This window comes from Parapontixanthobacter aurantiacus (genome assembly GCF_009827635.1).
In the GTDB taxonomy this organism is placed as follows: Bacteria; Pseudomonadota; Alphaproteobacteria; order Sphingomonadales; family Sphingomonadaceae; genus Parapontixanthobacter; species Parapontixanthobacter aurantiacus.
In genome coordinates, this window is sequence record NZ_WTYW01000002.1 from 427,172 (window position 1) to 440,454 (window position 13,283).

The 13,283-nt window shown below is 61.7% G+C and carries 11 protein-coding genes; 3 read left to right on the forward strand and 8 right to left on the reverse strand.

The genetic code is table 11. The features are described from left to right. Positions 1-13 precede the first annotated feature (13 nt). Both murJ and secB read right to left on the reverse strand, forming a co-directional pair. Positions 14-1,585: a murein biosynthesis integral membrane protein MurJ gene (gene murJ, locus GRI38_RS10255; protein ID WP_160683165.1), complete on the reverse strand. Its 1,572-nt coding sequence runs from the start codon at positions 1,583-1,585 to the stop codon at positions 14-16. Between the two features lie 64 nt (positions 1,586-1,649). Then, complete coding sequence (gene secB, locus GRI38_RS10260) at positions 1,650-2,186, reverse strand: protein-export chaperone SecB (RefSeq protein WP_160683167.1); 537 nt, start codon at positions 2,184-2,186, stop codon at positions 1,650-1,652. A gap of 281 nt (positions 2,187-2,467) precedes the next feature. Here secB and GRI38_RS10265 point away from each other — a divergent pair, with 281 nt between their 5' ends. The 3 genes from GRI38_RS10265 to GRI38_RS10275 all read left to right on the forward strand — a co-directional run bounded on the left by GRI38_RS10265 (position 2,468) and on the right by GRI38_RS10275 (position 5,064). Beyond that, a complete protein-coding gene (locus GRI38_RS10265) occupies positions 2,468-3,127 on the forward strand; it encodes a Tim44/TimA family putative adaptor protein (protein ID WP_160683170.1) in 660 nt (219 codons plus the stop codon). Positions 3,128-3,220: 93 nt separating this feature from the next. Next, the gene (mltA, locus tag GRI38_RS10270; protein WP_160683173.1) at positions 3,221-4,477 is read left to right on the forward strand and encodes a murein transglycosylase A; all 1,257 of its coding nucleotides are present in this window, start codon (positions 3,221-3,223) and stop codon (positions 4,475-4,477) included. Continuing rightward, positions 4,474-5,064, forward strand: a complete 591-nt coding sequence (locus tag GRI38_RS10275) for a Smr/MutS family protein (RefSeq protein ID WP_160683176.1) — start codon at positions 4,474-4,476, stop codon at positions 5,062-5,064. The genes mltA and GRI38_RS10275 overlap by 4 nt, the downstream gene beginning before the upstream one ends. 19 nt (positions 5,065-5,083) lie before the next feature. On the opposite strand, the gene GRI38_RS10280 is transcribed toward GRI38_RS10275, so the two are convergent. The 6 genes from GRI38_RS10280 to aroC form a co-directional block, all read right to left on the reverse strand. After that, complete coding sequence (locus tag GRI38_RS10280; protein WP_160683179.1) at positions 5,084-6,655, reverse strand: amino acid permease; 1,572 nt, start codon at positions 6,653-6,655, stop codon at positions 5,084-5,086. 297 nt (positions 6,656-6,952) lie between these two features. After that, a complete protein-coding gene (gene katG / locus GRI38_RS10285; protein ID WP_160683182.1) occupies positions 6,953-9,160 on the reverse strand; it encodes a catalase/peroxidase HPI in 2,208 nt (735 codons plus the stop codon). Between the two features lie 210 nt (positions 9,161-9,370). Further along, positions 9,371-10,960, reverse strand: coding sequence for an alkyl hydroperoxide reductase subunit F (gene ahpF / locus GRI38_RS10290; RefSeq protein WP_160683185.1), 1,590 nt, complete (start codon positions 10,958-10,960; stop codon positions 9,371-9,373). A gap of 182 nt (positions 10,961-11,142) precedes the next feature. Next, positions 11,143-11,709 carry an alkyl hydroperoxide reductase subunit C gene (gene ahpC, locus GRI38_RS10295; protein ID WP_160683188.1) on the reverse strand — a complete coding sequence of 189 codons (567 nt, stop codon included), beginning with the start codon at positions 11,707-11,709 and terminating at the stop codon, positions 11,143-11,145. Positions 11,710-11,916: 207 nt separating this feature from the next. Further along, positions 11,917-12,084 (reverse strand): hypothetical protein, encoded by a 168-nt coding sequence (locus GRI38_RS13965; RefSeq protein ID WP_202389942.1) that lies wholly within the window; start codon positions 12,082-12,084, stop codon positions 11,917-11,919. 103 nt (positions 12,085-12,187) lie between these two features. Beyond that, positions 12,188-13,276 carry a chorismate synthase gene (gene aroC / locus GRI38_RS10300; RefSeq protein ID WP_160683191.1) on the reverse strand — a complete coding sequence of 363 codons (1,089 nt, stop codon included), beginning with the start codon at positions 13,274-13,276 and terminating at the stop codon, positions 12,188-12,190. Positions 13,277-13,283: the final 7 nt, after the last annotated feature.

The window sequence follows — 13,283 nt, forward strand, 5'->3', positions numbered from 1 at the left end:
TGGTCATGACGACTTAGGCAGCTTTCTTTCTGGTTAGCGCGGCTATGCGCTCCTTGTCGATGGCTCCGACCGCGAAGGCAACGCCGAAATAGACGACGGCTGCGCAGATCACGAGGACGATCAACGCAAAGAGCCGGGCGAACAGGCCGGCAGAGAAATAGCCCGTTAGCAAATCGCGGGCGAACCACAAGGCGACGCCCATGGCGGCGGCGGCCACGAGTTGCCGCGCGATCCTTCCTACGAGGACCAGCGGAATGGCGTAGTAGCCGCGTTTGACGAGAACGACATAGAGGTACGCGACGTTGATCCAGGCCCCGACGACGCTGGCGAACGCCACGCCGACGACGCCGAACCTGTCGATCAGGATGAAGTTCATGACGACGAATACGACGAGCGAGATGAAGGCCGCATAGACCGGGGTGCGGGTATCCGAGCGGGCATAGAAATTGGGAACGAGCACTTTTACCAGAACATAGGCCGGCAGGCCGAGCACAAGGGCGGCAAGGACGTTGCCGGTTAGTGCCGCCTGTTCGACGCTGAAACGCCCGCCCTGGAACAGCATGGTGACGAAGGGAACCGCGCATACTGCAAGCGCTACGGCCGCCGGAATCGTCAGCAGCATGGACAGTTCGATGGCGTCGGACTGGACGCGGTCCGTACCTTCCTTGTTCTTCGCGCCGACGAAACGCGACAAGGTGGGCAGGATCGCGGTCGACAGGGCAATCCCGATAATGCCGAGGGGCAGCTGGTTCAGCCGGTCGGCATAGTTCATGTAGCTGATCGATCCGCTGTCGAGCTGGTTGAGAAAATAAAGCTGCACGAGCGTATTGATCTGGTAGGCTCCACCGCCGATCGCTGCCGGAAGGGCAATGATCGACAGGCGCTTCACTTCGGGCGTGATGCGCGGCCAGAGCAGCTTTGGGCGGAAACCCTCGACGCGCGTCCAGTAATAGACCCATGCGAGCTGAACCACGCCGCCGATCGTCACCGCCCAGGCCTGACTGTAGCCTACCTGCATGACTGACCAGCCCATTTCGCTCATGGCGTATTCTCCGAAGAGAAGGGCTGCGATCAGCACGAAATTGAGGATGATGGGAAAGCTTGCCCCAGGCGCGAACCGGCTGACCGAATTGAGCATCCCGGTGAACAGCGTGACGAGACTGACCAGCACGATATAGGGAAACATGATCCGGGCGAAATCGACTTCCATCGCGAAGGTCGCCGGGTCACTTCCTTCATCGCCCAGAGCGAAGATGACCCACGGCATGAAAATCATCATGATCGCGCACAAAACGATGAGGACCGGCAGGAACACGCTCAGCACATCGTTCGAGAAGCTTCGCGCATCGTCGAGCCCGCCTTCGCCATGCAGCCGCTTGGAGAACATGGGCACGAAGGCAGCGGAGAACGCTCCCTCCGCGAACAGCCGGCGAAAGACATTGGGAATGATGAACGCCTGAAACCACGCGTCGGTCACCGCATTGGCGCCAAGCACGCGACTGAATATCATCTCGCGCGCCATGCCGGCGACGCGGCTGACCATCGTCAGCCCGCCAATCGTGCCGACATTCTTGAGCAGGCTCACAAGCGACGCCTCCTGGCGTCAGGACGCATCGCGAACATGATGCCGGGCCTTGTCGGAAAAGGGGTCAGGCTTGTCCGGTCGGCGGTGTGTCGCCGCCGCCGGCGGCTGCTTCCTGCTGGCGCTTGGCCTGAAGCTGCTGAACATACAGACCGTTGAAGTCGACGGGATCAAGCTGCAACGCGGGGAAGCCCGCGTCCTGCACGGCTTCGGCGACGATGCGGCGCAGGAACGGAAACAGAAGGCGCGGGGCCTCGGCAAACAGGAACGCGTGCGCCTGTTCTTCCGGAATGTTGCGCAGTCCGATGAGCCCGGCATAGGCCAGCTCGACCAGATAGAACTGGCCCTTCTCGCCCTTGGCGGTCACGTTGACCTTCAGTTCGACCTCGTGAACTTCCTCGTTCACCTGGTTGGCGGCAATGTTGAACTGAACGTCGACCTGCGGATTGTCCTGCCACTGATAGCATGACGGCGCGTTGGGATTCTCGACCGAAAGGTCCTTGACGTATTGCGAGATGATGCCGGCACTCGGCTGCCGATCGGCGCCATTTGGAGCGGCCTCGCCCTGATTGAGGTCGGTCAATACGTCGTTTTCGTCGGCCATCGAATCCTGCTTTCCTGTCGCGAATTTTCGCAAATGTTGTGATTGGCTGCGCGCCTAGCATTGGCGAGGGGGCATCGCAATCCGCCTTTTCCTCGCTGCGGCCAGCCGTAACATAGCTCAACTTCCCGTTTCATAGCGATACATCCGCAGGCGAGAACTAGACCAGCATCGGAACAAGCGGGGACATTGCCGAATTGTAATTCAGTCCTATTTAAGGCACGAAGGGCATATAACTGGCGGCTGCGATGCCGCCTCAATGAACAACCCACGGGTGCTATCACGTGATTTTCGAAATCGTCATTCTTGCCATGATCGCCGCTTTTCTCGGAATGCGCCTTTATTCGGTGCTCGGACGGCGTGCTGATCACGAGGAAGAGATCGTGCCGCGCCGGTTCGAGGAGCGCAAGGACACGCCGGAACAGACCCCGGCGCAGATGCGTCCTGCGGTGACCGCTACAAGCATTCCGCCGCAGGTTCGCGGCGCACCCCCGGCGGTCGAACGCGGCGTACGCGAAATCGCTGCCGCCGACCAATCCTTCGACATTATCGGCTTCGTCGAGGGCGCGAAGAGCGCATACGGCATGATCCTCGAGGCGTTCTGGGAAGGTGACAAGGCGACCCTGAAGGAATTGTGCGACGAGGATGTTTACGAAGGGTTTGCTTCCGCCATCGACGCGCGCAGCGAAGCCGGCGAGACGCTGTCGAACAAGCTGATCCGGATCGAGGAAGCGACGATCAAAAGCGCGGAACTGGATGGACGGACCGCTCGCGTAACCGTGTTGTTCGTAGCCGATATCGCTGCTCTCACGCGCGACAAGGAAGGTAATGTGATCGCGGGTTCGCTCGACGATGCCATCGAAAGCCGCGATCTGTGGACGTTCATGCGGCGCATCGATTCGTCCGATCCCAACTGGAAGCTGGACGAGACGGACGAGGACTGAGCCGATCCGCTTCGCGGCGCTTATTTGCGCTTGGGAAGACCAGGACCTGCGATTATAGCGGCTTGCAGAACTTCAAGAGTCGCAATTGATCCGATGAAATTCACCAAACCGACGATCGCCGTGCTGGCGACATCGTTCATGCTGGCTGGCTGCGTCCGGCTCGTGCCCGAGACCGGCGCGCCCGCTCCGCAACCGACACCGCCCGTTGCAGCACCTGCGCCAACGCCCGCCCCGGCACCGGTACTCACTCCCGCGCCCGCACCCGCGCCCGTTGCAACAGCACGAGAGGCGCGGCTGGAATATGGTCCTCCCGTCGAGGACCTTGGCATGACGCAGGCCGATGCGGCTGCTGCCTTGCGCTCTTTCAACGAGAGCTGTCCGACATTCTCCCGCCGCACGGACGCGAGCGGTCTGACAAGCGCGGCTGCATGGCAGCCAGCCTGCAATGCGGCGCGTAGCTGGCCGACGAACGACGCACCACGCTTCTTCGCACAATATTTCGAAACGGTGCGCGTATCGGGCGGGACGGCCTTCGCCACGGGCTATTTCGAGCCGGAAATTCGCGGTAGCCGAACACGCCGCCCGGGTTACGAGGTGCCCATCTATGCGCAGCCCTCGGACCTGAAGCGTGCGTGGTACGACGATCTTCCGCAAAGCGAGCGAACGGGACGCGAACCGCTCGGCCGATATGACGAAGACGGCCGCTTCGTCGCCTATTACGACCGCGCGGAAATTGAGAGCGGCGCGCTTTCCGGACGCGGTCTCGAAATTGCATGGGCAGCCGACCCCATCGAAGTCTTCTTTCTCCAGATACAGGGTTCGGGTCGCCTGATCCTGCCAGACGGTGACGTTATGCGGATTGGCTATGCCGGGCAGAACGGACGCGAATATGTCGCGATCGGCGCGATCATGCGCGAACGCGGCCTCATCGGCGACGGTCCCGGACAATATCCGGGAAGCCTGCAGGGCATCCAGCAATATCTCCGCGACTACCCAGAGGAAGGGCGCGAACTGATGCGACTCAACAAGAGCTGGGTGTTCTTCCGCGAACTGACCGGTGACGGACCGCTCGGCTCCATCGGAGTGCCGGTGCGCCGGGAAAGCAGCGTCGCGGTCGATCCGCGCTTCGTGCCCTATGGCGCGCCGGTGTGGCTCGAACTCGACCGGCCCATCGCTAACGGGTTGTGGATCGCGCAGGATACCGGGGGCGCGATCAAGGGAGCCAATCGCTTCGATACCTTCTGGGGCGCGGGCGAGGATGCGCGAGTGATTGCTGGCGGGATGAGCGCTCGCGGTCGTGCGCTGATCCTGTTACCCAAGGGAAGCCTGGCTGCCCTGCAGAAGCAATGAGCCAATCGGGCAAGGCTCCGCGCGGATTGACGCCGCAGGAGGCGGAAAGCTGGAACCGGCTGGCCGCAACGGTCACGCCGCTGCCCGGACGGAAGGCCGAACCGAAAGCTGGTCAAAGCGGCGCGCAGCAGCGAAGCGAGAATGCGCCCAAGCCGCAGCCTACCGCGAAGCGCCCTCGGCCACGCCAGAGACCGGAAGGCAAACCGACACCCTCATCATCGCACTCTTCAACATCCGGTGCGCCGGGTTTGGACTCGCATTGGGAGAGGCGCATCAAGGCGGGCGGGTTGGAACCGGACTTCACGCTCGATCTGCACGGCCATGGCCTCGATGCAGCCTATCACCGCCTCGACGATGGGATCGCGCAGGCGCGCGCAATGAACGCTCGGGTCATCCTTCTCATTGCCGGAAAGCATCGTCCGGTCGAGGCCGCCGACCGCGGCGTCTCTCGCGGAGCAATAAGGGCCAAGGTGCTCGACTGGCTTGCTGCCGGACGACACGGAAGTTCCATCGCTGCCATACGCAAGGCGCACCGCCGACATGGTGGCGAGGGCGCGCTATACCTCGTGTTGAAGCGAGAGCGCTAGCGGCCTAGCGCCGTCCGGTTCAGTCCTTGGGAGGATCGATCGGAATCAGGGTCTCGTCGCCCTCGATATCGTCGACGACTTCCGTGATACCCTGGCCCAGATGGCTCCGGCTGCGACCATAGCCGAAGTAAATGAGGAAGCCGATCACGGTCCAGACGGGCAGGACGATCATCGCGTCGCTCGGCAGGTTCAGGAAAAGAAAGATGCAGCCTGCGATGGCGAGCGGGCCGATCACCCATAGTCCTCGGACCCGGAAGTGGCGTTCGACATCGGGTCGGCGACGGCGCAGGACCATCACGGCGATCGCGACCATGGCGAAGGCGTACAATGTCCCCGCATTGGCAATGTCAGCAAGCCGGCCGACCGGGAAGAACGCTGCGCCGAGCGCGACGACGACGCCGGTAAAGATGGTTACGACATAGGGGGTCTGCCAGCGCGGGTGAACGCGGCTCAAGACTTCAGGCAGCAATCCGTCGCGGCTCATCACGAAGAAGATGCGGGTCTGCGCGAAAAGCAGCACGAGGATGACGGAGGGGAGCGCGACGAAGGCTGCGAAGCCGAGGAAATTGCCGACTCCCGACCAGCCGATCTGCCGCAGGACATGGGCCAGTGCCTCGTCCGAACAGACCAGGGCCGCCGCATATTGCGGCATCGCGCATTGCTCGGCCAGTTGCTCCGAGCCCGCCGGGAAGGGTATGCCGCCCGGGCCCATGATCGGCTGCCCGCCGATCGTGCCGATCGCGCCTGCTGCGACGAGGATGTAGAACACCGTGCAGAAGAGCAGCGAGCCGACCAGCCCGAACGGTACGTTGCGCTGAGGGTTCTTGGTTTCCTCCGCTGCGGTCGAAACCGCGTCGAACCCGACATAAGCGAAGAAGATCGTTGCCGCCGCACCCATTGCGCCAACGCCGCTGCCCCAGCCGCCGAACACCCCGGCAGGCAGAAACGGGTTGAAGTTGGCGACATCGGCCTCGGGCAAGGTCAACACGATGAAGATCGAGAGCGCGCTCACCTTGATGACAACGAGAACTGCGTTGACCTTGGCGCTCTCGCTCGTTCCGATAACAAGCAGGAAAGTGACGAGCAACGCGATGACCAGCGCGGGAAGGTTGATGAAACCACCCGCCGCTCCGCCGAGGGCCAGCGGGCCGGCGGACAGCCACGGGGGAAGGTAGATGCCGAGTGTCTCGTTCAGGATCGAACCGACGAAATAGCCGGACCAGCCCACCGACACGGCACTGGCGGCGATCGCATATTCGAGGACGAGTGCCCAGCCGACCGTCCAGGCGAGAAATTCACCCATCGTCGCATAGGTATAGGTGTAGGCCGAGCCGGAAACAGGAATGGTCGCGGCGATCTCGGCATAGCAGAGCGCGGCGAAGATGCAGATGACTCCGGCGATCGCAAAGGCAAGCATGAGGCCCGGGCCCGCTTTTTGCGCGCCCGCCGCCGTCAGGACGAAAATGCCGGTTCCAATGATGCAGCCGATCCCGAACAGCATCAGTTGAAAGCCGCTCAGGGTCCGTTTCAGCGATTTGTTTTCGGCAGTGGCAAGTATCGCGTCGAGCGATTTGATGCGGTCCGTGATCAAGGCGGGTAGCTCCAGCGAACCCCGCTACGGGACCTACCCGTCCGGTATGTTCGCCGCTCCAATACACCGAGGCGAGGCAGCCGAAAATCCCAAATCTGATGGCAATGCTCTTGTTGTCGTAATTATCTTGCGGGGAGGCCCGCAGAAGTTCCGCTGGTGGCATTAGCTTTCGTCATTTTGAGGCATTTCGAACTCCGCGCGGCAACAGACAGACCCGATCCATTCAGGCACATGCCATGAGAAAGGCCCCCGGCATTGCTGCCGAGGGCCTTCCCTGCGCCCGAAGCTAAACCCGGATCAGGAATGATATTTCGCGTATTTCAGATCGAACCTGTCGGCTTCCATGACCTTGGTCCAGGCGGCGACGAAGTCCTTCACGAACTTTTCCTCGTTGCCGTTCTCGCCATAAATTTCCGCCACCGAGCGAAGCTGCGAGTTGGAGCCGAAGACCAGATCCGTGCGGGTCGCCGTCCAACGTTCCGACTTGTCCTTGCGATTGCGACCGACGAATTCCTCGTCCCCGCTTTCGTCGACCACTTCCCAGAAGGTGTTCATGTCGAGCAGGTTGGTGAAGAAGTCGTTGGACAGGACACCCGGACGATCGGTGAAGATGCCGTGCTTGGAATTGCCGCTATTCGCGCCGAGAACACGCATCCCGCCGACGAGAACCGTCATTTCCGGGATCGACAGACCGAGCAGGTGCGAGCGATCGACCAGCAGGTCTTCGGTCTTCACAGATGCCTTGGTCTTCAGGAAGTTGCGGAAACCATCGGCAAACGGCTCGAGCGGTTCCCAGCTTTCCGCGTCGAAATCCTCGCGCTTCGCGTCGCCGCGGCCAGTCGAAACCGGAACTTCGATGTCGAAGCCCCCGTCCTTCGCCGCTTTCTCCACCGCCGCCGCACCGGCAAGCACGATCGCATCGGCCATCGACAGATCGTCGCGCAAGCTGTCCAGCTTGTCGAGCACCTGCGACAATTCCTCGCTGTCGTTGACCGCCCAGTTCTTCAGTTCGTCGAAGCGGATATGCGCGCCGTTCGCGCCGCCGCGGTGATCGGACTTGCGATAGGTCGATGCCGAAGCCCATGCCGCCTTGACCAGCTGCGAAACCGACAGGCCGCTATCGAGGACCTTGGCCTTGAAGTCGGAAACCGTGCTGTCCGATGCTTCCTTTCCGGCGGGGATCGGATCCTGCCAGATCAGGTCCTCGCTCGGCACTTCAGGTCCGAGATAACGAACCTTGGGTCCCATGTCGCGATGGGTCAGCTTGAACCATGCGCGTGCGAAGGCATCGTCCAGCGCTGCCTGATCGTCGCGGAAACGCTCCGAAATCTTGCGATATTCCGGGTCGCGCTTCAGCGCCATGTCAGCCGTCGTCATGATCGTCGGCACCTTCTTCGACGGATCACGCGCATCTGGTGCCATGTCGGCTTCTTCCGGATCGATCGGCGTCCACTGCTTCGCACCGGCAGGGCTTTCCGTCAGTTCGTATTCGTATTTGAACAGTAGGCGGAAATAGTCGTTGCCCCACTGCGTCGGGTTGGGCGTCCACGGACCCTCAATGCCCGAGGTGGTGATGTGACCCTTGTCGATCTGATCGGCATCGGTTGCCCAGCCGAAGCCCATGTGCTGCATGGCTTCGCTTTCCGGCGCGCCCGACAGCGTGTCGACCGGAGCCGCACCGTGGCATTTGCCGAACGCATGACCGCCGGCGGTCAGTGCGACGGTCTCCTCGTCGTTCATGGCCATGCGAGCGAATGTCTCGCGCATATCGCGGGCCATGCCTTCCGCATCGTGCGGGTTGCCGCCCGGTCCTTCCGGATTGACGTAGATGAGGCCCATCTGAATTGCGGCGAGGGGGTTTTCGAGCGCCTTGCCTTCGTCGGGGATGATGCGGGTATCGACACCCTGATCGACCCAGAGTTCTTCCGAACCCCAATAGACATCCGTTTCAGGTTCGAAGACGTCCTTGCGACCGCCGCCGAAGCCGAAGACCGGTCCGCCCATCGATTCGATGGCGACGTTGCCGGTCAGGACGAACAGGTCGGCCCAGCTGATATGCTTGCCGTATTTCTGCTTGATTGGCCAGAGAAGGCGGCGCGCCTTGTCGAGATTGCCGTTATCCGGCCAGGAGTTGAGCGGGGCGAACCGCTGCTGGCCGCTGGACGCACCGCCGCGTCCGTCGCCCGTGCGATAGGTTCCTGCAGCATGCCAGGCCATGCGAATGAAGAAGGGGCCGTAATGGCCGTAATCCGCCGGCCACCATTCCTGGCTGTCGGTCATGAGCGCCTTCAAGTCTTCCTTCAACGCGTTGTAATCGAGGAGGTTGAAGGCCTCGCAGTAATCGTAGTCCTCACCCATCGGATCGGGCGTGGTTCCGCCTTGCGTGAGAATGTGCAAATCGAGAGCATCGGGCCACCAGTCCTTGTTGGTCCGGCCCAGCAGAGCGCGAACGCCCCCATCGGGGCTGAAGGGGCAACCGCTGATATCGCCAGTTTTCGCATCCATTATCGTGTTCTCCTGTTCGGGGGGACTCGGGAACGGTCCTTTGATGGAAGACAAGGTGAACCAAGGCGACTAATTCGTCCAATCGATTAATTGCGTTGGATTGATAGGCTGTGGCGATTGCACGGCGGAACGCGGCGGGCATACGAAAAACGCCGCCGAACCGGGTCATCTCGGTTCGACGGCGTTCGATCAGCGTTTGAGAAAAGGCAATCAGGCGGCCTGAGCAATGTCCTCAGCCGCTTCCGTCCGAATGAGGTAATCGAAAGCCGATAGCGCCGCCTTCGAACCCTCGCCCATCGCCGTCACGATCTGCTTGTACGGGACAGTCGTCGCATCGCCTGCCGCGAAAATGCCAGGCAGATTGGTCGCTGCATGATCGTCGATGATGATCTCGCCATATTGCGACAATTCGAGACCGCTATCCTTCAGCCATTCCGTATTGGGCACGAGCCCAATCTGTACGAACACGCCTTCGAGATCGAGGTGACGCTGTTCGCCGCTCTTCCGGTCCTCGTAATCCAAACCGGTCACGCGCGAGCCGTCGCCGGTGACGGCAGTGGTCTGGGCCGACTTCAGAATCTCGACATTGCCGAGCGATTGCAGCTTGGCTTGAAGAACCTCGTCCGCGCGCAGCTTGTCCTCGAATTCGATGAGCGTCACGTGCCCGACGATATTGGCGAGGTCGATTGCGGCTTCGACGCCGGAATTACCGCCGCCCACGACCGCGATGCGCTTGCCTTTGAACAGCGGACCGTCACAATGCGGACAATAGGCGACGCCCTTGTTGCGATATTCGTCCTCGCCCGGAACGCCGAGCGGACGCCAGCGCGCACCGGTAGACAAGATAAGCGAACGGGCCGACAGGGTCGCTCCGTTTTCCAGTTCGATCCGGTGAAGGCCGCCTGCTTCCTTGGCAGGAAGCAACTTCGATCCCTTGGCGAGGTTCATCAGATCGACTTCGTTTTCCCTGACCTGTTCGCCGAGTGTGGAAGTGAGTTTCGGTCCCTCGGTATAGACGGTTCCCGGCAGGTTCTCGATGCCGAGCGTGTCGTTCAGCTGTCCGCCGAACCGCTCTGCAGCGATGCCAGTGCGAAAGCCCTTGCGCGCGGTATAGACGGATGCGGCGACACCGGCCGGGCCCCCACCTACGACGAGCACTTCGAAAGGCTCCTTCGCCGACAGTTTCTCGGCCGCCTTGGCATCGGCACCGCTATCGAGGCGCGAGAGGATTTCGGCGAGTTCCATCTTGCCGTTGTAGAATGGCTTGCCGTCGAGGAAGGTAGCAGGAACGGCCATGACGTCGCGGTCTTCGACTTCCTGCTGGAAGGTTCCGCCCTCGATCAAAGTCGCGGATACGCGCGGGTTTTCGAGCGCCATGAGGGTCAGCGCCTGTACGACGTCGGGGCAGTTGTGGCAGGACAGCGAGAAGTACATCTCGAAATGGAAGTCCCCATCGAGGCTGCGGACCTGCTCAAGCTGGTCGGCATCAACCTTCGGCGGGTGACCGCCTGCCCAAAGCAAGGCAAGCACCAGAGAGGTAAATTCGTGCCCCATGGGCAGACCGGCGAAGCGCACTTCGCGCAGCGGATCGTTCGCGCGACGAATGGCGAAGCTCGGACGGCGAGCGTCGTCGCCGTCGAACCGCGCGGAAACCATGTCGTGCAGGGCGGAAATCTCTTCCAGCAACTCGCGCGTCTGGCGCGACTTGTCGCTGTCATCCAGCGAGGCGATCAGATCGACCGGTTCGCGCAGGTTTTCGAGATATTGGGACAGCTGGGCTGTCATGGTTGCATCGAGCATGGCGGTCCTTTGCGGGAGGGGGCGGGGGAGAGTAACTAGAAAAAAAGCGAAAAGGCCCGGGGGCTTGGGGGGAGGGGGAGGGTTGCCCCCGGACCTCTCGCGACCCGAAGGCTCCTGTTAAGGAAGCGCGTTCGGGGATCGGCCGGCACCTCAAAGGCGCCGACCGATGCGATCAGTTTCGCTTAGATCTTGCCGACGAGATCGAGCGAGGGGGCAAGCGTTTCGCTGCCTTCTTCCCAGGCCGCCGGACATACCTGACCGGGGTTCTCGCGAACATATTGAGCGGCGCGGATCTTGCGGACCAGTTCGTTCGCATTGCGACCGACGCCTTCGCAGGTCTGCTCCATGATCTGGATGACGCCGTCCGGGTCGACCACGAAGGTCGCACGATCGGCGAGACCCATGTCTTCGCGCAGCACGTCGAAATTCTTCGACAGCGTGTGCAGCTGGTCGCCGAGGAACGGGAACTTCAGCTTGCCGATCCGCTCCGACGTGTCGTGCCATGCCTTGTGGCTGAAATGCGTGTCGGTGGAGACGCCATAAACTGCTACGCCGAGCTTCTGAAGGTGATCGTAATGTTCGCCGAGGTCTTCCAGTTCGGTCGGGCAGACGAACGTGAAGTCGGCGGGATAGAAGAAGAATACCGCCCACTTGCCCTTCACATCTTCGTCGGTAACTTCGAAGAAGTCCTTGCCTGCCTGAAATGCGGTTGCCTTGAACGGCTGGATGGTCTTGCCGATGATTCCCATGGAATGCTCCTGAATAGATTGGGTTTGAACTCACCGACCCAGATAAGGGCTGTTGCATTGCACAAAAGCCGATTGTTGCGATTGCTTACATCGATATTTTCAATCAGGAATTTGGAACTTTCGGAAAGCGCAACGAACTCGGCAGTTTCATGCATTTCGCGCAAGTGACCGATCTTTACGTCCAATAGCCCGACACGGACTAGTGCCTCAGTAAGCCTTGCTTTCCTCGCGGCGCAGTTTTCGCGCCTGCCGTTCATGGCGAATGGCCGCCTCGCGCAAGCGGATCGAAACGGCGCGATCGTCGCTGAGGCTCGCCTTCTTTCGCGCAATTTTCGCGAGTTGCTCGTAATAGATCGCGTCTTTGGGAGGTTCCATCGCTCGTGCTTTTTGCAAGACTCGCCGGCTCGCTCAAATATATGAGCGGCCTCGATGATGGATCAAGGAGTGACGACGCCCACCTGTTCCCGATCGGCAATGCCTAGCCGCATTGCGCCCGGTGCAGCAGTTTGTGATCCGCCAGGACCAGCGCCATCATGGCTTCGACGACCGGCGTTCCGCGGATGCCGACGCATGGATCGTGCCGCCCCTTCGTGCGCACCTTGGTCGCCGCACCGTCGCGCGTGATGCTGTCGACCGGCGTGAGGATCGAACTGGTTGGCTTGAAGGCGACCCGGCAGACGATCGGCTGTCCGGTGGAAATACCGCCCGCGATACCGCCTGCATGGTTGGCCGCGAAAGCCGGACCTGCATCCTGCGTACCGGGTTGCATGGGATCGGCATTCTCTTCGCCCGACAGGCGCGCTGCGGCGAAGCCGTCTCCGATCTCGACGCCTTTCACCGCGTTGATGCCCATCATCGCGGCGGCAAGTTCCGCGTCGAGCTTCGCATAGACCGGCGCGCCCCAGCCTGCGGGAACGCCGCTTGCGACGCACTCCACGACCGCGCCCAGCGATGAGCCGTCCTTGCGCGCCTTGTCCACGAGACCCTCCCACCGGCTGGCGGCGGCGGGGTCCGGACAGAAGAACGGATTGTCGCCGATCGTGGAGAGATCCATCGCCTCGCGGTCGATCGCATCACCGCCCAGTTCGCAGACATAGGCAGCAAGCGTCACCTCTGGAATGATGAGCCGCGCGATGGCGCCCGCCGCCACTCTTGCGGCGGTTTCCCGCGCACTCGAACGTCCGCCGCCGCGGTAATCGCGAAAGCCGTATTTCGCGTCATAGGCATAGTCGGCATGGCCCGGGCGATAGGTCTGCGCAATCTCCGAATAATCTTTCGACCGCTGATCGGTATTCTCGATCATGAGCGCGATCGGTGTGCCGGTCGTACGCTGTTTCCCGCCACCGTCAGCGAACACGCCGGACATGATGCGAACGGCGTCGGCCTCCTGCCGCTGCGTCGTGTATTTCGACTGCCCGGGACGCCGCGCATCGAGAAAAGGCTGAATATCGCTTTCGTCGAGTTCGAGCCCCGGAGGGCATCCGTCCACCACCGCCCCCAGCGCCGGACCGTGGCTTTCGCCCCATGTCGTGAAGCGGAACACCCGCCCGAACGTATTGATGCTCATGCGGCGC